At 46.4% G+C, this 19,567-nt stretch carries 16 protein-coding genes, 1 pseudogene and 1 riboswitch; of the genes and pseudogenes, 7 read left to right on the top strand and 10 right to left on the bottom strand.

All coding sequences use genetic code 11. From position 1 onward, the window contains the following. Positions 1-380: 380 nt before the first annotated feature. A pseudogene (locus tag PAV_RS33870) lies at positions 381-632 on the top strand (phospholipase D-like domain-containing protein); the annotation flags it as partial. Between the two features lie 329 nt (positions 633-961). Here the strand turns inward: PAV_RS33870 and PAV_RS25840 are convergent. Continuing rightward, a complete protein-coding gene (locus PAV_RS25840; protein WP_005551006.1) occupies positions 962-2,272 on the bottom strand; it encodes an MFS transporter in 1,311 nt (436 codons plus the stop codon). Positions 2,273-2,592: 320 nt separating this feature from the next. Between PAV_RS25840 and PAV_RS25845 the strand changes: the two genes are divergently transcribed. The 3 genes from PAV_RS25845 to PAV_RS25855 all read left to right on the top strand — a co-directional run bounded on the left by PAV_RS25845 (position 2,593) and on the right by PAV_RS25855 (position 5,917). Continuing rightward, positions 2,593-3,495 carry a LysR family transcriptional regulator gene (locus tag PAV_RS25845; RefSeq protein ID WP_005551008.1) on the top strand — a complete coding sequence of 301 codons (903 nt, stop codon included), beginning with the start codon at positions 2,593-2,595 and terminating at the stop codon, positions 3,493-3,495. Between the two features lie 58 nt (positions 3,496-3,553). Next, positions 3,554-4,366 (top strand): histidinol-phosphatase, encoded by an 813-nt coding sequence (locus PAV_RS25850; RefSeq protein WP_005551010.1) that lies wholly within the window; start codon positions 3,554-3,556, stop codon positions 4,364-4,366. A 396-nt stretch (positions 4,367-4,762) separates the two neighbouring features. Then, positions 4,763-5,917, top strand: coding sequence for an IS4 family transposase (locus PAV_RS25855; RefSeq protein WP_005543483.1), 1,155 nt, complete (start codon positions 4,763-4,765; stop codon positions 5,915-5,917). A 225-nt stretch (positions 5,918-6,142) separates the two neighbouring features. Here the strand turns inward: PAV_RS25855 and PAV_RS25860 are convergent, their stop codons facing one another. The 7 genes from PAV_RS25860 to PAV_RS25890 all read right to left on the bottom strand — a co-directional run bounded on the left by PAV_RS25860 (position 6,143) and on the right by PAV_RS25890 (position 13,112). Beyond that, positions 6,143-7,117, bottom strand: a complete 975-nt coding sequence (locus tag PAV_RS25860) for a DMT family transporter (RefSeq protein ID WP_005551012.1) — start codon at positions 7,115-7,117, stop codon at positions 6,143-6,145. A gap of 196 nt (positions 7,118-7,313) precedes the next feature. Continuing rightward, entirely contained in the window at positions 7,314-8,066 is a 753-nt protein-coding gene (locus tag PAV_RS25865; protein ID WP_005551014.1) for a metallophosphoesterase family protein, read from the bottom strand. Between the two features lie 145 nt (positions 8,067-8,211). Then, complete coding sequence (locus tag PAV_RS25870; protein ID WP_005551016.1) at positions 8,212-9,042, bottom strand: metallophosphoesterase; 831 nt, start codon at positions 9,040-9,042, stop codon at positions 8,212-8,214. Positions 9,043-9,324: 282 nt separating this feature from the next. Then, positions 9,325-9,684, bottom strand: coding sequence for a hypothetical protein (locus tag PAV_RS25875; RefSeq protein ID WP_005551019.1), 360 nt, complete (start codon positions 9,682-9,684; stop codon positions 9,325-9,327). Positions 9,685-9,899: 215 nt separating this feature from the next. Next, positions 9,900-10,664 (bottom strand): succinate dehydrogenase iron-sulfur subunit, encoded by a 765-nt coding sequence (gene sdhB, locus PAV_RS25880; protein ID WP_040736919.1) that lies wholly within the window; start codon positions 10,662-10,664, stop codon positions 9,900-9,902. Positions 10,665-10,666: 2 nt separating this feature from the next. Beyond that, on the bottom strand, positions 10,667-12,424 hold the full coding sequence (gene sdhA / locus PAV_RS25885; protein WP_005551021.1) for a succinate dehydrogenase flavoprotein subunit: 1,758 nt from the start codon (positions 12,422-12,424) through the stop codon (positions 10,667-10,669). A 16-nt stretch (positions 12,425-12,440) separates the two neighbouring features. Next, positions 12,441-13,112 carry a succinate dehydrogenase cytochrome b558 subunit gene (locus tag PAV_RS25890; protein ID WP_005551022.1) on the bottom strand — a complete coding sequence of 224 codons (672 nt, stop codon included), beginning with the start codon at positions 13,110-13,112 and terminating at the stop codon, positions 12,441-12,443. Positions 13,113-13,441: 329 nt separating this feature from the next. Here PAV_RS25890 and PAV_RS25895 point away from each other — a divergent pair, with 329 nt between their 5' ends. Both PAV_RS25895 and PAV_RS25900 read left to right on the top strand, forming a co-directional pair. Further along, positions 13,442-14,347: a LysR family transcriptional regulator gene (locus tag PAV_RS25895; protein ID WP_005551024.1), complete on the top strand. Its 906-nt coding sequence runs from the start codon at positions 13,442-13,444 to the stop codon at positions 14,345-14,347. Positions 14,348-14,456: 109 nt separating this feature from the next. Continuing rightward, entirely contained in the window at positions 14,457-15,236 is a 780-nt protein-coding gene (locus PAV_RS25900; protein ID WP_005551026.1) for a hypothetical protein, read from the top strand. A gap of 74 nt (positions 15,237-15,310) precedes the next feature. Here the strand turns inward: PAV_RS25900 and PAV_RS25905 are convergent, their stop codons facing one another. Both PAV_RS25905 and PAV_RS25910 read right to left on the bottom strand, forming a co-directional pair. Beyond that, positions 15,311-15,982 carry a potassium channel family protein gene (locus PAV_RS25905; RefSeq protein ID WP_005551028.1) on the bottom strand — a complete coding sequence of 224 codons (672 nt, stop codon included), beginning with the start codon at positions 15,980-15,982 and terminating at the stop codon, positions 15,311-15,313. 39 nt (positions 15,983-16,021) lie between these two features. Continuing rightward, on the bottom strand, positions 16,022-17,380 hold the full coding sequence (locus PAV_RS25910; RefSeq protein ID WP_005551029.1) for a TrkH family potassium uptake protein: 1,359 nt from the start codon (positions 17,378-17,380) through the stop codon (positions 16,022-16,024). Positions 17,381-17,438: 58 nt separating this feature from the next. Next, positions 17,439-17,597, bottom strand: a riboswitch (cyclic di-AMP (ydaO/yuaA leader). A gap of 249 nt (positions 17,598-17,846) precedes the next feature. On the opposite strand from PAV_RS25910, the gene PAV_RS25915 reads away from it, so the two are divergent. After that, entirely contained in the window at positions 17,847-19,547 is a 1,701-nt protein-coding gene (locus tag PAV_RS25915) for a CPBP family intramembrane glutamic endopeptidase (protein ID WP_005551030.1), read from the top strand. The last annotated feature ends 20 nt before the right edge of the window (positions 19,548-19,567 follow it).

Consider the following 19,567-nt stretch of genomic DNA (forward strand, 5'->3'; position numbering starts at 1 on the left):
TTGGCACCCGACATCATCTTGCCATACCGCTTTCACGAAAATCTGCGATTATGGTTGTTTGCAGCGCATACCGAGCGCGATTATGCAAAAAAAAGTTTGCAATGTTCTTTTCATTTTGCCATGCCCAGTATGAAAACTCCATCCGAAAGCGCGCTGCACGATGTTAATCTTTTGTAAATCTATGACCTGCGCCTGCCATTTCCATTACTCTAGCAGTAGACAGCATTGTTGGGTCTACTGGAAGCAGTATTCACACCTAGGATTGCACTCATTCCTAAACATGAATAGCCTGCGACACCTGACATAAGTTTGGGATGGGAGCATTGCCATGCATCTAGTTTCATTCACTCGAAACGAAAAAGCAGCCCGAAAGAAGAAAAGCGCATATCATCCTGAAAAGGAACGCGCTAGTAGACGAAAAGTTCATATCTCTGCTGTACAAAGCTTCCAAGGCTAACGTGTGCATCGAACTCATTGTTCGCGGCGTCTGCTGCCTGCGCCCAGGGATACCGAATCTGAGTGACAACATCACAGTACGAAGCATTGTCGGGCGCTTTCTGGAGCACACCCGCATTTTCTACTTTGAGCATAGCGGCAAGGGAAAAGTGCTGCTCAGCAGTGCAGACTGGATAAAAATCCTGAGACCAAATAAATGAGGCCCTATCCAGCATGCCACCCTGCTAATGATGCAGTAGCAGTGAGCATAGGGATAAGACCTCTATGTTGCTTCCGACAGGGTCAACAGCATGAACGTCAATCCGAGAATAGAAGATCCTTCATTCCACGGACCAAAGGGGATAGTAGAACAAAGAAGTAGGTCATTGTTCTTGATCAGTCCTCGCAACGAGACGAACAAAAAACAACCCCTCGAATGTCGGAACAGGGCTGCTTCAATGACAGCTTTTATATGTCAATATTGTTCTTATGTCTGTTACGCACTATGTTACACATACAGACCTAACTACATCGGCATTTCTGTGCCTGCAGCAGAATCCGTATTCCACATGCCCTCTTCCATTGCCGCTTCTCTGCGTCCCTTCTCAATATCAACGAAGGCAAGCAATACAATTCCAATAATGAAAAAGACAAGAATAGACAATATCGCGACACGCGTTGAACCTGTCAGCAGCCCTACCATGCCAAATACAGCCGGCCCAATCGAAGCTGACACCTTGCTCGACAGACTGAGGAAGCCGAAAAATTCAGATGCGCGGCTGATTGGCACCATCTGACTGTAGACAGAGCGCGCCACTGCTTGGCTTCCTCCTTGCACCATCCCGACCATAAAGGCCAATATGTAAAAATGCAGCGCTGTTGTCATAAAGTAGCCGAAGAAAACAATTAAAATATACGTGCCGAGCGATACATACAAGGAACGCTTGGAGCCTAATCTGCGAGCGAACTTCGCAAACAAATACGTAAACGGTATTCCTACAAACTGCGTAATGAGCAGTGAAATAATGAGATGACTCGTCTGAATGCCTATTCCAGCACCATAAATAGCCGCCATTCCAATAATAGTGGAAATGCCGTCATTGAAAAACCAAAAGGAAACCATATACTTCAGCAGTTCCGGATAATGCTTCACACGCTTGATTGTGTGAGCAAGACGGCTAAACCCTTGCTTCGTATAATAAGAAATCGATTGCCGCTCTATCCGTGCAGGATCCTTCAAATTACGGAATATCGGCAAGGAAAATGCAAGCCACCATATGCCAACAGACAAAAACACGGCCTGCGTTGCGACTAATTTATTTGGGAAGCCCAGCATCTCCCACTTTTCGAGCATAACGATGTTGACAGCTAGCAGCACGCCGCCTCCGATGTATCCATACATGTAACCCTTCGCAGATACTTCGTCCCGCTCTTCTGGCGATGCAATCCCCGGCAGAAGCGAATCATAAAAAGTATTGCCTCCTGAAAAACCGATCGTCGCAAAAATAAACAACACAGATACATACAGCCAATCTCCATTTCCCGCGAAAAACAGGAGCATGCATGCAGCCGAGCCGCTAATCGCAAAAACACGCAAAAATGCCATCTTGCGGCGAGACAAGTCGGCCATCGCCCCCAAAATCGGAGACAACAGCGCAACAAAAATCATGCCAATCGTCTGTGTAAATGCCCAATAGCTCGTCGCTTCGTGATTCGGCAGACCGGAAGCGGCTACAGATTGATAAAAAATAGGAAGCACTGCCGCCAACATCGTCGTTGCAAATGCGGAGTTCGCCCAATCATACATCATCCAACTGCGTACTTGTTTCGAACGCATCATTTTCCCCCTAAGCGACAACATAACGTTATGAGAATATCTTCATTTCATTGTGCGGTATGGCCTCACGATGGTCAACTAGTTCAATTATTAAGTTTTGTATAAGCCGCAGTATTGGAAAACATTGTTTGACAGCATAGCTTCCGCATCTAATCTAATGTATAATGAGAAAAACATTTTATTAGCCCCATAAAAGCGATAAATAGTTTTGAAGCTTTCGCCTGATATCCTATATCAGTTATTACATATCCAGCTAGAAACATCCATCTCATTACATACTTGAGTCCTATGATTATATAGGCAAGAAAGGGGGAGCAGTAATGAATTTAAGTCAATTGGAAACACTAATCACCATTTCCAAGACAATGAGTTTCCGCAAGGCTGGTGAATTGCTTAACCTGACACAGCCTGCAGTATCCGCTCAGATCAAAAGCTTGGAGGATGAATTCAAAACGGTGCTCATTGACCGAAATCAACCTGTCACGCTGACTGATAGCGGCAAGGTATTTTTAGAACATGCAACGCGCATCTTAGATATCGTCGACGAAGTCAAGCAGAAGCTGAGTGATTTGAACCAAATTCCACAAGGTCATATTGTTCTTGGTACAACAACATCCATTGCCATTCAAATATTGCCGCGGGTTCTTTCCTATTTCCAGGATCAATTCCCGCTCATTAAGACGACCATTATGTCCATGTCTTCCTCACAGATCATGGCCCATATCGAAAATGGCACCGTTGATATTGGCATCGGATATTTGAACGAACAGAACCCGAATCTGAACACGTCCGTGCTCTACTATGATTCGTTCGAACTCGTCGTCTGTCCAGAGCACCCACTGGCTAAGCATGAGCATGCAACGGTTGATATGCTAAGAGAAGTTCCGCTCATTTTGCTGTCGCCTGATACAGTAGGCCGCCGGTTCGCTGAAGAAATCTTCCGCCAATACAATATCACTCCCCATATTGTCATGGAGCTGTCCAGCAGTGAGGAAGTCAAGCGGATGGCCGAGTTGAATCTCGGGGCAGGCATCATTTCCAAGCTATCTGTCAGCAATGAGCTGCGCCGCGGCACACTGAAGATCGTTCAAATACATGAGCTCGAAACCGCGCATCCCGTAGGGGTTATGTATCGCTCAGGCCGTTACTTAAATTCAGCGATGCAGCAATTTTTAAGTGACTTGAAGGGTATGCCCGAAGCCCAATTTATCGGTTCCGAATAACCATACCGACCACATCGCAGAGTTGAAAATTGCCACTCATTGTATAGGAGGGGAAGCTATGAAATTCGATTTGCACACTCATCATTTTCGCTGCGGTCACGCAGATGGCAACATCCGTGATTACATCGAGGCAGGGATCGCACATGGCCTTCAAGTCATAGGCATATCCGATCACACGCCATACTTCGGACAGAATGAAGATCATCCACATCCGAATATTACGATGGCTAAAAGCGATTTCCGCAACTATGTAGACGAGGTGCTGCGCCTCAAAAAGGAATATGAGGGACGCATCGACGTACTGCTGGGCATCGAGTCTGATTATTTTCCTGAACATGCGGAAACCTATCGCAAGACACTTGCACATTATCCGTTCGATTACATTATAGGCTCCGTTCACAGCACAAATGGCGTCAGCATTTTCAATAAAAATAGATGGAAAAAGCTTAACGCCGAGCAGCAAATTGCTGAGAAGCGAACCTATTACGAGATGATTCGTGACTCGGCACGTACAGGAATGTTTCAAATTTTAGGCCATATCGATGCCATGAAGGGCAATTATCCGCCGTTCTCGGATATTCAAACCCCTGACATTATTGACGATACCTTGAAGGTCATTGCAGAATGCGGCGTTGCCATCGAAATCAATACATCTGGGAAAACGAAGCTGAGCGGAGGCTGGTATCCCGCGGATTCCATCTTGGAACGGGCCCTTCATTACGGTGTCGAAGTTACCTTTGGCTCGGATGCGCATAAGCCATCCCGTGTTGGCGAAGACTGGGAAGAAGTCCGCTCGCGCCTGAAGGAAATTGGTTTTACTTATTGGGTGTATTATAAAGAGAAGCAGAAGCAAGTCGTACCGATTGAATAGCAATCTTGTCGAAAACGATGGGATTGTGGTTATGAATAATAGATGTGTACAAGGATGCTTCCGGAGCAAAATAGGCTTTTATTATTCAAAGGCCTATCCCTGTTCTGGGTGCATTTTTTATATGTCTACCGAATTCAGGGCAAAAAAAAGGGGATCTGTATCTCACAGATCCGTCTCAAGGGATATATATTCATCAAAAGGGGGTCTTGCTATTTACTATACCCTTTGTACATTAACTAACGTTAACACAATAGCGTTGCATTAAATTTCAGACCTAATTACAAATTCTAAATTGTACTAAAAATGTTAAATTATCGACGTCCATTCAAAGAAAAAATCTCCATAATTAGGGGAGCAGGTAGTCCTGTCCAAATCCCTAATCATAGGAGATCGTACATGGACAAGGATACACTACTTTCATCATTTGGTAAATGGGTCGCACCACTAAATGCACAAATCATTTCAGATTGGACGGATAAAACCGGCGAAGATAAGTACGTTAAAAAGCTGCATTCACTGGCCTATCTCTTGATCTTTATGGATGCACAGCTGCAGCAGCGAGACTGTTTACGAACTATCGTTACTGAATTGCAGTGTAACGAAGCGTTCCAGAAAGAACTTGGAATTACGTCCATAAGCACCTCACAGCTATCAAGGAAAAACAACAAGCTTTCCAGTGAGGTTTTGCAAAGCATATTTGCGGATCTGGTCTTGAAAATCAGCGAGCACAGCCGTCCTGCTTCAGGGCGAATCGGCACAGTAAAATTGCTAGATTCCACGACGATGAGCCTATGTTTAAGTAAATACAAATGGGCAACGTACCGAAAAACAAAATCCGGTGTCAAACTTCATTTGCGAGTAACCTTTTGCGATCCGGACACGGTTTATCCAGAAAAGGCAGTGCTTACACCTGCGAAGCCTGCGGATCGTACTCAAATGGATGCTCTTATTGATGAAACCGGAGCCACCTATGTGTTCGATCGCGGCTATGTCGATTACAAGAAGTATGATCATTACTGCAGGGAAGGCATTTTTTTCGTAACTCGTTTGAAGAACAACGCGGTCGTGGAGACGCTCTCCGAATTTCCAGTAGCCGAAAACTCCTTGATCCATCGGGATCAAATGGTTCGAATCGGTAAAGGAAAGAAACAGATGGAAGAGGCATTGCGACTTGTAGAAACGACCGATTTAAAGGGTAAGCTGATCCGCATCATTAGCAATCGCTTTGATTTAACAGCAGAAGAGATCAGTGAGCTGTATCGCAATCGTTGGAAGATAGAAACATTCTTCCGTTGGGTTAAACAGCATCTGAAGCTGACGCGTTTCTATGGAGAGCAAGAGAACGCGGTATGGAATCAGATCCTCATTTGTTTGATCGCATATAGCCTTCAGCTCTTGATGAAAATGGAGCTTGGTACAACGAAGAGCTTATTAGATCTACATCGACTACTTATCTCAATGCTGTATCAGCCCTGGGAAACGTTCAGAGAAGCTGTTTTTCGGAAGCCTGCTCGCACTTCCAAAGGTCGGCAGAAAGTCGTAAAGACCTAAGATTCAGGAAAATAGTTCCTTGAAATGATAGATATTACCAAATGGGCGCGGCTACTTGCTTTCATAGAACCCTTAACTTTTTGGCTTATATGAAAGCAAGAAAACTGTAAATTATTTTATCTGCAACAATATCTTTCCTTTAATATTTGCAGTGGGATTCTTTTATGCAACGCTATTGACGTTAACAGGAATATTACCGTTGTGTAACAAATCATTAAGCCTGTGTTAAACTGCTCTCCGAATTGCCTTGCGAGCTGCCTTTCCAGACGATGAACGATTGACAACAATGATTCCCGCCACCACGAGTCCAAGAGCTGCCAATGTACCGCCGTTCCACGATTCATTCAACAGCCAAGCGGATAAGAGAACCCCAAACAATGGAATGAGGAAAAGGAACATGGATACTTTGCCTACTTGATTATATTTCATAATTAGATTCCATAGACTGAATCCTGCTGCCGACAGGAATGCCAGATAGAACAGCAGCATCAGAGATGAAGCGTCCCATTGGAAAGGGGCAAATCCTGCACGCCATGCGCCCACTATAATAAGCCCAACGCCACCAAGCGCCATTTGGCGTCCTGTCAACCATAATACCGGCAATTCGCGCGCCTCATAACGCGCCAGCACATTCCCTATCGCACCGAACAATGCCGATAAAATCAAGCAAACATCACCGATGCCAAAGGACATGTCTGCGTCGGCTGTATTACTGAAAGTCACAATAATAACTCCTACGAAACCAAGACACAACCCGAGTGTCTTACCGAATGTGAAGCTTTCACTGCGATCAACCATCCTTGCGACAATCATTTGAAAGAAGCAGGTTGCCCCAGAAATAATCGCTCCCTTCATTCCGGTGCTTAAGCTTAGTCCAATATAGAAGAAGATATACTGTAAAAATGTCTGTATGACTGCAAGACGCGTTACCCGCCAGCCAACACGTCTAGATTTGCCGCTGCGATTCAGATCAGTTCGCGGCCTACGATTCATACAAGCAGTCAATAAAATAAGCATAATTCCAGCCAGGGCAAATCGATATCCTGCAAATACCCACTGTTCATTAGCTGCATCCGAGCCAATCCCAAGCGCCTCGTACCCAAGCTTAATTGCTGGCATCGCACTTCCCCACAACAGTGTAGCGATAATCGCGCTTACGGTCATGCCTACAGGATGAGTAAACCATTTCTGCGCTTTCACTGATGAACCCTTCCTTTCTGCATGCGGCTTACGCCGCCCGGTGCATAATGCGCGAATGGGTCAATCACTGTTCCATCCGCTCCCATTACGTTCTAGTTGAATTGTGCAACAATAATGCCGCCCTTAACTGGACGGCATCTCATAAACCTATTCTATCCTAGCACGAAAGCATGCAGACAACAATCATTTCCAACAATTAATTTTCATTCTGCTGAAGCCCGCGATATACCCCTGTACGAAGCTCTCGAACATACGGCTTCACCCCAGGCACATCACTCATTTCCGCTGCCCGTACTGCCTGTTCAATATCATAGGGAACCCGATGGAATTGGATCGAAAATTCACTTTGCTGAACCTGGCCGAAATGACCCTGCAACATCACATAGGACGCTTGTGTCATATCAAGAGGATTGCCGACACTTCCGCAATTCACTAAGGTATGACCTTTAAAATGCTGCAAAAACGCATTATGAATGTCTCCATAAATGACCACATCTGGTGATTGGCATGGATGGAGCGGTTCAGTCAGTGATGGAGTAAAATCGAACATGCCCAGACGTTTTTCCTTATCATCCCAAGGCTGTACTCGATTGAACACACTGTGAGGGGAAGCGTGAAATAGACGAATATGCCGACCGCTCATATTGAAGTCATACGAGAACGGCAGCCGTTCCAAGCGGGCTAACCTTTCTTGGCCCAACTGCTGCGCGTGCCAGCTGAACTGTTCGTCATCCTGAATCTGACGGACAAGCTCGTCCCAGTTCCCCTTTACAATGACATCACAATAATCGAACAATAAATCTACAACTTCTGCAGGGTTCGGCCCTTTCCCCACTAAATCTCCCAGGCAGTATATTTTATCAGCGCCTTGTCGCTGAATATCATTAAGTACGGCTTCGAGAGCCTGTAAATTCCCATGTATATCGGAAATGATAGCTATAGACTGCATATCGCTTCGTCTCCTCCCTAATATCCTTCATATCCCCCATAGGGTTATGTAGGGGTCCTTCACCAATCCTCATTTATAGCTAGCCGTGTAAACCATACTAATATATCTTTGCTATGCCTTGATCGGCCGTATTATGCCTAATTCCTTATACAATCGCCCTTAGCGTCAGCAAGGTCCATTCTGGTGGACAAAGCAAGCGTATGGGCAGAAGTGTTGTACCAATTCCTCTGCTTGTATATATAAGAAGAGGACGTTCTGGCATGTTCTCACGTTTTAGCACATATAATCCATCAGGGTATCGCTCTCCTAATTTTGGAAGGAACAGCGGCCCGATAAGCGGCAAGCGCACCTGTCCTCCATGACTATGTCCGGACAATTGAAGATCAACCTTATACTCGCGAGCAACCATTCCCCAATCTGGTTCATGGGCAAGCAGTATGCAGCACATCGTATTCGATATTCCTCGCATAGCACGCCTCATATCAGGGGTACCTTCCAGTGCATCGTCAATGCCTGCTAGTGCCAGCATATCCTGATTCCGCTTGAGTACCACATGATCATTCGTCAGCATTCGGATATCTGCCTCTTCCATTGCTTTTAGCACGGCCTGCGCGCCGTTCCCCCGATAATCGTGATTGCCAAGCACAGCATAGGAACCATACGGCGCCCGTAGTTGGCGCAGCACAGATACAATTTCGGCTGGAACAACATCTCCATGATCAACAATGTCCCCTGTAAAACATATGACGTCTGGCCGATTCGCTAGTACATCCTGGACGATGCTCTCGAGCTTCGATTTATTCAGGTTATGGCCGTAATGAATATCCGATAGATGTGCAATCGTCATTCCGTCGAAGGAAAGAGGCAAACCACGTATTCCTAACTCGATCTTGCGCTGCCTAACATAGGTCGGCTCAATGTATCTGGCATAGCCCCCAACTGCTAGCGGCAGCGCCACAATTGCTCCTGTCATCATACGCAAGAAGCGCCTCCGACTAGGATTTGCAACCGAATTGTCCTTTTTCATATCTTCCGTAATTGGAGATTTTATAGCTATCCCCTGCCTTTATCACATGCATTCGGTCTTCGCTATTTTCAGAATAAGCTTCTATCATATCTTGTCCTTTTATTATGAATCAGCACCGTTTTCAATGCAAATCATTGTAGAATATGCTTTAATAACAACTGCCGACCGCTATAATAGGGTCGGCAGTCCATTGCCTATGTTGTTCATCAGCCTCAATTGATTGCGCTTCCATTATGTTGAAGTATAATACTCTGCATATTGCTGGACTACCGGCTGTACTAGCCAATCTAAACGCTTACAAAACATTGAAATACTCATTCTCCAACGCTGGAGCCGTTCCTCCCCCATGATGGAAGGCCCTATTCCAAAGTGCTCTTCCATGCATTGTTCAAGTTCCTCTTCCATCATCTTCATGTCCGAGCTGACATCACTAAGCTTCACTATGTACGCGGTAAGGCAATCGTATTCATCGTCGGGCGCGCCAAGTGCACGCAAGCCTAGTGGATCCCATTCGTCCACGAGCAGTTTCACCTTGCTGAAGAGGCTGTTCTCATCCCAACTGTTCTTGTCCTGTACTGGCAAATGGAGCATCAACTCGGCACCTCCTAGTCATCTCACAAGCATCCGGCGCACATTCAAGTTGTTATCCAATACTATAATCGATATTTCAATTTTGGAATACAAATTTTTCTTAAAATTATTTAATTTTTTACTGGCTTATTTCACGATCTGTACACCGTATCTGTATATATTTGTTTCTACAAGTTATAAAAAAGCGCCCCTCAGAGGGGCGCTTTTGCTTGCAGTTATTGCATAAACCAACGCTTGAACATTAGCTTCGTTGTATCTTTGTTCATCTCAGCAATGGAAGTTGTGAGCGGAATCTCTTTCGGACAGGAGCGGACACAGTTCTGGGAGTTACCACACCCTTCAATACCGCCGTCATCAAGTAATTGTTCCAAGCGCTCATCCTTATTCATTTCACCTGTCGGATGCGCATTAAACAGCCGAACCTGCGAGATTGGAGCAGGCCCGATGAAGCTCGTCTTCTCATTTACGTTCGGACATGCTTCCAGGCAGACACCGCAGGTCATACACTTGGACAATTCATAGGCCCATTGGCGCTTCGTCTCTGCCATACGAGGACCTGGCCCGAGATCGTACGTACCGTCGATTGGAATCCAAGCCTTTACTTTCTTCAAGGCATCGAACATCCGCTGACGGTTGATAACCAAGTCACGAACGACTGGGAATGTCTTCATAGGAGCGATACGAATCGGCTGCTCGAGCTTATCGATCAGCGCAGAGCAAGCCTGTCTAGGCTTGCCGTTAATGACCATGGAGCAAGCTCCGCACACTTCTTCCAAGCAGTTTGATTCCCAGCATACCGGAGCAGTTGTTTTGCCGGATGCATCCACAGGATTCCGTTGGATTTCCATTAATGCGCTAATGACGTTCATATTCGGGCGATATGGGATCTCGAATTCTTCCGTGTACGGCTGCGCGTCCGGCGCATCCTGACGCGTCACGATCAACTTGACTTTTTTGGATTGTGCCACAGCTTCCACCATCGTTATTCCCCTTTCTTCTTGTTCGCCGTATAGTCACGCTTGCGCGGTTTGATAAGCGATACGTCCACATCTTCGTATGAAATTTCCGGCCCATCCGGAGTCCATGAGGCAATTGTTGTCTTCAGGAACTGCTCATCATTGCGATCCGGGAATTCAGGCTTGTAATGTGCCCCACGGCTCTCGTTGCGAAGCAGTGCGCTCTTCGTCATTGCTTCTGACAACTCAAGCATATTCCACAGTTGGCGGGTAAAGGCTACTCCTTGGTTGCTCCAGCGCGCAGTATCCGTCATATTAATATTACTGTAGCGCTGCTTCAGTTCTTTTATTTTATTGATTGTATCTTCCAGCTTGTTATTGTAGCGAACGACCGTCATATTGTTGGTCATCCATTCGCCCAATTCCTTATGGATTACGTACGCATTTTCCGTGCCATCCATCGTCAGCAGCTTCTCATACTGTGAAGTTCTCAACTTCACCTCACGCTCAAATACGCTTGTCGATACATCCTCTGTCGCTTTGCTCAAGCCGCGGACATATTCTACTGCTTTAGGACCGGACACCATACCGCCGAATATCGCTGACAACAGCGAGTTCGCACCAAGTCGATTCGCTCCATGATATTGATATTCACACTCTCCAGCCGCGAACAATCCCTTAATGTTCGTCATTTGGTTGTAGTCAACCCACATGCCGCCCATCGAGTAGTGCACAGCCGGGAAGATTTTCATCGGTATTTTGCGTGGGTCATCACCCATGAATTTTTCATAAATCTCAATTATGCCGCCGAGCTTCACGTCCAGTTCCTTCGGATCTTTATGCGACAGATCGAGATAGACCATGTTCTCGCCATTGATGCCCAATTTCTCATCAACGCACACATGGAAGATTTCACGAGTTGCAATATCACGCGGAACGAGGTTTCCATATGCCGGGTATTTCTCTTCAAGGAAGTACCATGGCTTGCCATCCTTATACGTCCAGATGCGACCGCCCTCACCGCGTGCTGATTCAGACATAAGACGGAGCTTGTCATCTCCTGGAATTGCTGTTGGATGAATTTGAATGAATTCACCGTTCGCATAGCGAACACCCTGCTGATACACTGCGCTGGCCGCAGTCCCTGTATTAATGACCGAGTTCGTCGTTTTGCCGAAAATAATTCCTGGGCCGCCTGTTGCCAAAATAACGGCATCAGCAGCGAAGTGCGTAATGTTCATGCTGCGCAAGTCCTGCGCTGTAATGCCACGGCATACGCCTTCATCATCCACGATCGCGGAGAGGAATTCCCAATGCTCATACTTCGTTACAAGACCCTCTGCTTCCCAGCGGCGAACTTGCTCGTCAAGCGCATACAGCAGCTGCTGTCCTGTTGTTGCGCCAGCAAATGCAGTGCGGTGATATTGTGTGCCCCCGAAGCGGCGGAAGTCCAGCAAGCCCTCTGGCGTGCGGCTGAACATAACCCCCATGCGGTCCATTAAGTGAATAATGCCGGGCGCTGCTTCACACATAGCCTTAACAGGCGGTTGGTTCGCCAGGAAGTCTCCCCCGTATACCGTGTCATCAAAATGCTCCCAAGGGGAGTCTCCTTCCCCCTTCGTATTGACTGCGCCGTTAATGCCGCCCTGCGCACAGACGGAGTGAGAACGTTTCACAGGAACTAAAGAAAAAAGGTCGACGTGAACGCCTGCTTCCGCTGCTTTAATCGTTGCCATCAGACCAGCCAGTCCTCCGCCAACGACGATAATGTTCTGTTTTGCCATAATGCGTCACCCTCCCTTATCCGATAAATGGAATGATTGATTGAATTGCTTCAGCCGCTTGGAATTCTGCTGAACGGAATCCGATCAGCGACAATGTGAACATAATTGCCATAACGATGAACAAGCCCATGCAAATTTTTGCGGATACATTCTGTGCGCGCGGACCAACTGTAATGCCCCAGCTCACAAGGAATGCCCACAATCCGTTCGTAAAGTGATAAGATGCAGAAATTGCACCAACCAAATATATGATAAACATCAGTGGAGAAGTAATAATGTCATGCATGTATGTGCCAAGCTGTTCATGCGTAATATTTCCAAGCGCAATTTGGACACGTGTTTCGTATACATGCCAAATGACAAACACAAACGTAATGACACCTGTTATCCGCTGCATCAAAAAGGCTACGTTGCGGCCGTAATTGTAATTGCCAACATTGTTCTTGGATGTGTACGCAATGTACAATCCGTATACGCCGTGATACAGAAGCGGAAGCCAAATGCCGAACAATTCTAGGAAAAATATTAGCGGCAATTCATTTAAAAATTTGACACTGCCTTGAAATGCTTCCTTCCCGCCTTCGAACGCGGAGTAGTTCGTCAGCATGTGCTCGACAAAAAAGAATCCGAGCGGGATAATTCCAAGAAGCGAGTGCAACTTGCGCGAGTAAAAGTATCCTCGTTTCATAAGCGTGCCGGTTCCCCTTTCCTTTTGTGTTCCAGTAGATTTTGGTAACAAACATCCTCATTTTACCTGCGCTTGTCGAAAGCGTCAATAATTTGTCACATCAATAGAGGCTTGAAATGGCGCGGTTGTTACCGCTTTCGACAACATTCGCGATTCTTCTTAAAAATCGCTTTCTATAGTTATGTGAACAACTTGTGACACTACCATGTTACTCCTAATCCCCTTATAATGGAATTGCAATGTTTTTATATCTTTTATAACTAAAACGCATAAGCAATCATTCATTTTTCTGTGCAGCCCATCATTCATATAATAGGAGGCTATGAAATATGCTCGATTTATTAGAATCATTCGCAGCCGTTGTTGAGCTGACAAGCTTGAATCAAGCGGCGAAGCGGCTGAACATCTCTCAGCCCGCGTTGTCCAGGCAAGTGGCAAAACTTGAAGAAGAGCTTGGGGTAGAGCTATTTATTCGCAATGGCAAACGGCTTGAACTGACGCGTGTCGGTCAGCTTACGTATGAATTCGCACTCGATATTCGGAATCGGCAGCTCGACTTCCTGAAGTCCATCGCAGCCTTCAAGGCAGAAGGCCAGGCAACCATCACGATTGGCGCCAGTTTAACCACACTGCAAACGACGCTGCCTTTGTTCATTTCCTCCTTCGTCGAGAGACACCCAGACGCAAGACTGAAGGCCGTTACCGGCAAAACGCATGAGATCATCTCTCTTGTCCGCGAGCAGACCATTGATCTAGGCATTGTAGCCGATGCCATCCGTGAGCCTGGACTTATGTGCATCCCGTTGTTCGCTGATCATCTTCAACTCGTGCTGCCGCGGAGACATCCACTTGCAAGCATCCGCAACTGGTCAATGGATCGCTTGGACGGTCTCCCTATGCTTCTGTTTTCAAAAGGAACCTGGTATCGCAAACTGATTGATAATCTGTTCCGCCGATACCGAATCATGCCGGACATTCGTATGGAGATCGACTCCTTTGAGGCAATCGTACGCTTGCTTTCCACTTGTCACGCAGCCGCCCTGCTGCCGCACTCCTATTTGCGTTTGGAGTGGCTCAAGGATAATGATCTGATTGCCGTTCCCTTGAAAGAGTTGAAGCAAACTGAACGTGTAACTTCCATTGTATACGGAGAACAGGCACTATTAAGTCCTATCGCTACCCAATTTATTGATGAAATGATGGAAGCAGCAGCCTTATCGAGATTAGGTAAATAAATCTGAATGATAAGGAAGAAGAAGGATTTTACGCAGTTGCTGTCGAATTTAGTTGGCTTTAGATAAATAGAAAAAATCACTAGGGGAAAATAGGGAGGAGATCGAAACCATGAGTGTATGTACTCGTTGTGGCAAACCTATCAACGAACATGAATTTCATCAATGCAGTGGGGAGAACACTGCTAAGCAAGCCAGCCCAACAGCCGATGAATTTGTGCAGCAGGTCTCTGCTGCCGCAGAGAGCGATCCTTTCACGACGCCTCAAGCGAACCACAAAACCTCAGGCAATACTGTACCAGATTGGGCCAAAACAATCGACAAAAAGAACATCCTTCAGTTGCTAAAAAATCCTGCGAGTGCTCGCAGCCTTACCGTGTCCGACTGGATATATGCGGTCATTGCAGCGTTAGCATCTGCTTTGGGCTTTGCTCTTTTTGGCTATACACTTTTTGGAAGCCTTTTCGCTTCGCTGATGGGTTCAGTCAGCTTCTTAAGTTCACGGTCAGTCACGCCGCCATTTAGCTTTTTCCTTCAATTGTTCGTCTATCAATTGATTGTACTGGCGGTGCTCTTTATTAGCATATGGCTCATTAGCCGCTGGAAAGGCAGCAAGCCGCTTGATTTCAAGACTACATTGATTCAACTTGCGGCGATGCAAATGCCGTTCGGCTTGGGATATCTGCTCGCATTCCTTCTTGCACTCTTAAACTTCGGAGCATTAGCGGTAGCCGTAGCTGCCTTTACTTGGTTTGTATCGGTTATTGTTGCAACAACCGAATCGATGGAACAAGCAGAAGTCATACGTCCGAATCGCTTCCCGTTCATCACAGCCAGCATGGGCATGTACTTCTTCCTTACATATCTCGTATTCAAAATTGTCATCTTGTAATACTTCATAAAAACACAAAGCCTGCAGCTCGCTTTCCATTCCAGCGACAACTGCAGGCTTATTTGCAACGTATTTTACTTCCCTTTTAACATGAACGCTTCTTCGAAATCCTCAATTTGCGTATTCGTACCGATCATCACCATAATATCCTTCTCATCAAGCACATCTTCGGCTGTTGGTGCAATAATAATGCCCTTAGGCTTATTAAGCGCAACGATGCTGCATCCGAACTTGGCTCGTGGATTCACATCCTTAAGCGCCATGCCTTGCATACAGTTCGGCACGCTTAGCTCAGCAATGGTATATTCCTTGGACAATTCAATGTAGTCCAGCAAGTTCGGCGATACAAGCTGATGCGCAACGCGGATGCCCATATCCCGCTCCGGATAGATTACCCTATCCACACCTAACCGCTCTAGGACACGTCCATGCAGCTCTGATAGTGCTTTGGCAACAACCTTCTTCACGCCAAGTTCCTTCATTTGTATACTAACAAGAATGCTTGTCTGAATATCATCACCGATGGCTACGATCGCACAATCGAAGTTCCGTATGCCGAGCGAGCGCAGCACCTCTTCATCCGACGCGTCCGCTACTACCGCATGGGTTACGAGCCCTGTCACATCCCCGATTACTTCCTCATCCTTATCAATGCCAAGAACTTGATGTCCGAGCTTTACAAGCTCCTTCGCGAGACTCGAACCGAATCGTCCCATCCCAATCACTGCAAACTGCTGCAACTCCATATCCCTGTATACTCCTTCGTCCGTTACAATCTAACTTGCTTATCCTATCGTTATTTTTCCTTCTGGGTGCCGGTATAATTCCCGTTCATTTTTCGGGCCTAACGCATAAGCCAACGTTAATGGGCCAAGACGGCCCGCGAACATCGTCAGACTTAGCAGCACCTTGCCAATATCCGATAAATCCGTCGTCAATCCCATCGTTAACCCTACTGTCCCAAACGCCGAGGTTGTTTCGAACAGAATCATCAAAAAGCTGTGATCCTCTGTCGTTGATAGTATCATCGACACAATAATGACAAGGAACAACGACAGCAAGGTTAAGGTAACTGCCTTAAAGATTCGATCCTTCGCCAAGCGATACCGGTAAATGACGATATCTTCTTTGCCGCGAATCATGGCAAGTACAGCTCCTACGAGAATAGCGAACGTCGTGGTCTTAATACCACCGCCGGTGGAACCCGGTGAAGCCCCAATGAACATGAGGATGATCATAAAAAATTGCGAGGCCTGCCGCATGGCTCCGATATCTATCGTATTTGCCCCTGCTGTACGCGGACTGACCGACTGGAACAGCGACGCCCAAAATTTCTCCCAGCCAGTCAAGCTTCCCAGCGTGCGCGTATTCGTAAATTCAAAAATAAATATAACGATCGTTCCGAGCACAATGAGCAGCCCCGTCATCGTTAACACGATTTTTGAATGGAGAGACAACTTACGGGAACGCTTATAATCCACTAAATCAGACAATACGATGAAGCCAATACCGCCAAGTATAATGAGCAGCATGGCTACCATATTGATAACGGGATCCCCTGCATAGCTGGTCAAGCTTGTAAACGGCCCGCTCACGGAACCGAACAAATCAAAGCCAGCATTATTAAATAAAGAAACGGCATGGAATATACCGAAATAAATCGCTTTGCCTAATGGAAGATCGAATGCCCAGCGTACCGAGAACAGCACAGCTGCAACTCCCTCGATACATACCGCAAACAAGATAACTTTACGGATAAGGCGTACGATGCCTTCCATACTGCCTTGATTAAGTGCTTCCTGCAAGATAAGCCTTTCCTTCAGCGATATCTTCTTCTTCAAGGCAAGTGCAAACAGCGTTGCCATTGTCATGAACCCAAGACCGCCGATTTGGATGAGCAGCATAATGACTACCTGCCCGAATACCGTAAAATGAGTGCCCGTATCAACTACTACGAGCCCCGTCACACAGGTTGCTGACGTTGATGTGAACAGTGCATCAAGAAACGGTAAAGGAACCCCTTTGGCGTTCGATATCGGAAGCATAAGTAAAAATGCGCCCAATAATACAATAGCTGCAAATCCAGCAACCAGCACTCGCGCCGGTGTCAAATTGAATCGAATGGCCTTTTTTGTTCCCTTCAAGGGAGTCACCTCTTTTTTTCCACGAAAAAAAGCACTGGAAATCCCAATGCTATCGCTGGTATCCTGACGTACATGCCTACGAGGTTAGCTGTCGGATTCGGGCACGTCCAGGCTGCCCTATTCGCTAGCGGACTCTGTTCATCCACATTTGCGAAATTCACCCCATCTATCGGGTCCCCCGCTTTCGTTCATTCACGAAACTCGGCTTGTATGCAATTCATAACGAGATTATATACGTTTCCCTTGCTGCATACAAAGTCAAAGAATGAACAAATTAACCAGAATAAGACGAAAAACTTGAATAAATAGCGCTTACAATCCCCCATTTTCTTCGATTGTATTCAAAACACTCATTATCGCTGATTGTTTCTACATTTTCTCTGCTGGACTTTACAAAGTTGAAGTGGATAAAATGAACAAATAAGCAATCATACGCGATAACGTGTGATGTGATGGAGGTTCTGACATGTCCTATATATCGAAGCCGCTTCTCCTTGCTTCAGTGGCTGGATTTCTATTATTCCTCATTGTGCAGGTATTCATTCCCTTTCAACAAACAGAGGCCATATCTGATTCGACAACCACTCAAGCCATCTTAACGAAAGAGGAGGCGGCCCGCAAAGCGCTCACATTTGTGCAGGATTTAAACCGGCATCATATCTCGATGACAACTGAGCCTAATATCGCCCCTACCGTTGTGTATCGCAGTCAGCCTACCGTGTCCGGCTATATTAGCAAGGAAAAGCTGGCTTCTTCCTTCCAGAAATGGGAGCCATCCAGCCCATATGATACCTACCAAGTATTGCTGAATACGATGCATTCTGGCAGATCAGGTGTGATGTGCATTGACGTGCACATGACGAGTGGCCGTATCATTGGATTTGAATTCAAAGATCAGCCATCGAGCGCTGCCAGCTTAGGCTGGGTCATGGGAAATCAGGCGGGTGAGACGTCAGCAGAAGAAGAGGAGCCTGTATTGGATGCAGCGAGCCGCAAGAAACTTGCAGACGCACTCTTGAAGCATATGGGATGGAATTCTTCCCAATTAAAGCATAATGAATCGTCTACAGAATTAGACACCGTATCGTACTTCGTTCCTGAAGCCCATGTCGGGCAGGCTGCATTGAACGTGAAGGCTGTCTTCTCGCAGGATCGTATCGTCATGCTGAAGCCCTTCTGGTATATTCCACACAGCTACCAAGCAGAGGAGCTTCATCAAACGAAAACCGCTTCTTCCATTTACAACATTGGATATAGGTGGATGACAATTCTGTTAAGCGCATGTTCCCTTATCGCCTGCATCGTCTACCGCCGCGACCTAAAGTTCGGATCGAAGACACTGTTCGTACTAACGGCTGTCTCATGCGGAATTTCACTGCTGCATGTATGGAACGCACTGCCGGGACTCTTTGCGCTTGAACTCCAAATCACTTTGGATAGTGTGAATATGGGGCTGTCCTTCGCCATTCAAGGCGCGGTTACGGTTATTCAGGGCGTTATTCTCTATTTCTCTATCCATGCGGGCAAGCGAGCATGGGCATTGTCTGCCTACAGGGATGTACTGCCTACATGGAGCAATACTTCATTCGGCAGCAAGCTGGTTCAGGCATTATGGATCGGAATCGCGTATTCAGGTGTATTGCTCGGTCTGCAAACTGTTATTTTCTTTATTTTAGAATCCGGATTTCATGCGTGGTCATCTACAGATGCCTCCCAATCGCCGATTAACCTGCGCATTGCACCGTTGTTCCCTCTTCTCGCATGGGTTGCAGCTATTTCTGAGGAGGGCGTGTATCGCTTATTCGGGGTAGGCCTACTGAATCGTTGGCTCCGCAATCCATGGCTTGCTGGCATTCTACCGACACTCATATGGGCGTTCGGCCATGTCACCTATCCGATCTATCCTTATTATTCAAGACCAGTAGAGCTGTTGTTCATCGGAATGTTGTTCCTCTTCATTATGCTGAAGCATGGTTGGTGGACCGCCATGTTCGCACATCTAATGCTAGACAATTGCTTAATGTCCTTGTCATTCCTGCTTGATGGAACCATGAAGGGCTTTATCATTGGATTTGTGTATCTCATTTCACCCATCGCCATTGTGTATATACTGGCTAAGATGCATCACAACCATCGCCGAAGCACATATCGAATCCAATGGAAGTAAGCTTGTTGCCAAGTGCATAG

This window comes from Paenibacillus alvei DSM 29 (assembly GCF_000293805.1).
Lineage (GTDB): Bacteria > Bacillota > Bacilli > Paenibacillales > Paenibacillaceae > Paenibacillus_B > Paenibacillus_B alvei.

Coding starts and splice junctions, on each gene's coding strand:
- PAV_RS25865 (WP_005551014.1), bottom strand. CDS start 8,066: ATGCAGTCTATAGCTATCATTTCCGATATACATGGGAATTTACAGGCT.
- PAV_RS25840 (WP_005551006.1), bottom strand. CDS start 2,272: ATGCGTTCGAAACAAGTACGCAGTTGGATGATGTATGATTGGGCGAAC.
- PAV_RS25870 (WP_005551016.1), bottom strand. CDS start 9,042: ATGATGACAGGAGCAATTGTGGCGCTGCCGCTAGCAGTTGGGGGCTAT.
- PAV_RS25875 (WP_005551019.1), bottom strand. CDS start 9,684: ATGCTCCATTTGCCAGTACAGGACAAGAACAGTTGGGATGAGAACAGC.
- PAV_RS25855 (WP_005543483.1), top strand. CDS start 4,763: ATGGACAAGGATACACTACTTTCATCATTTGGTAAATGGGTCGCACCA.
- sdhA (WP_005551021.1), bottom strand. CDS start 12,424: ATGGCAAAACAGAACATTATCGTCGTTGGCGGAGGACTGGCTGGTCTG.
- PAV_RS25845 (WP_005551008.1), top strand. CDS start 2,593: ATGAATTTAAGTCAATTGGAAACACTAATCACCATTTCCAAGACAATG.
- PAV_RS25900 (WP_005551026.1), top strand. CDS start 14,457: ATGAGTGTATGTACTCGTTGTGGCAAACCTATCAACGAACATGAATTT.
- PAV_RS25895 (WP_005551024.1), top strand. CDS start 13,442: ATGCTCGATTTATTAGAATCATTCGCAGCCGTTGTTGAGCTGACAAGC.
- PAV_RS25890 (WP_005551022.1), bottom strand. CDS start 13,112: ATGAAACGAGGATACTTTTACTCGCGCAAGTTGCACTCGCTTCTTGGA.
- PAV_RS25905 (WP_005551028.1), bottom strand. CDS start 15,982: ATGGAGTTGCAGCAGTTTGCAGTGATTGGGATGGGACGATTCGGTTCG.
- PAV_RS25850 (WP_005551010.1), top strand. CDS start 3,554: ATGAAATTCGATTTGCACACTCATCATTTTCGCTGCGGTCACGCAGAT.
- sdhB (WP_040736919.1), bottom strand. CDS start 10,664: ATGGTGGAAGCTGTGGCACAATCCAAAAAAGTCAAGTTGATCGTGACG.
- PAV_RS25915 (WP_005551030.1), top strand. CDS start 17,847: ATGTCCTATATATCGAAGCCGCTTCTCCTTGCTTCAGTGGCTGGATTT.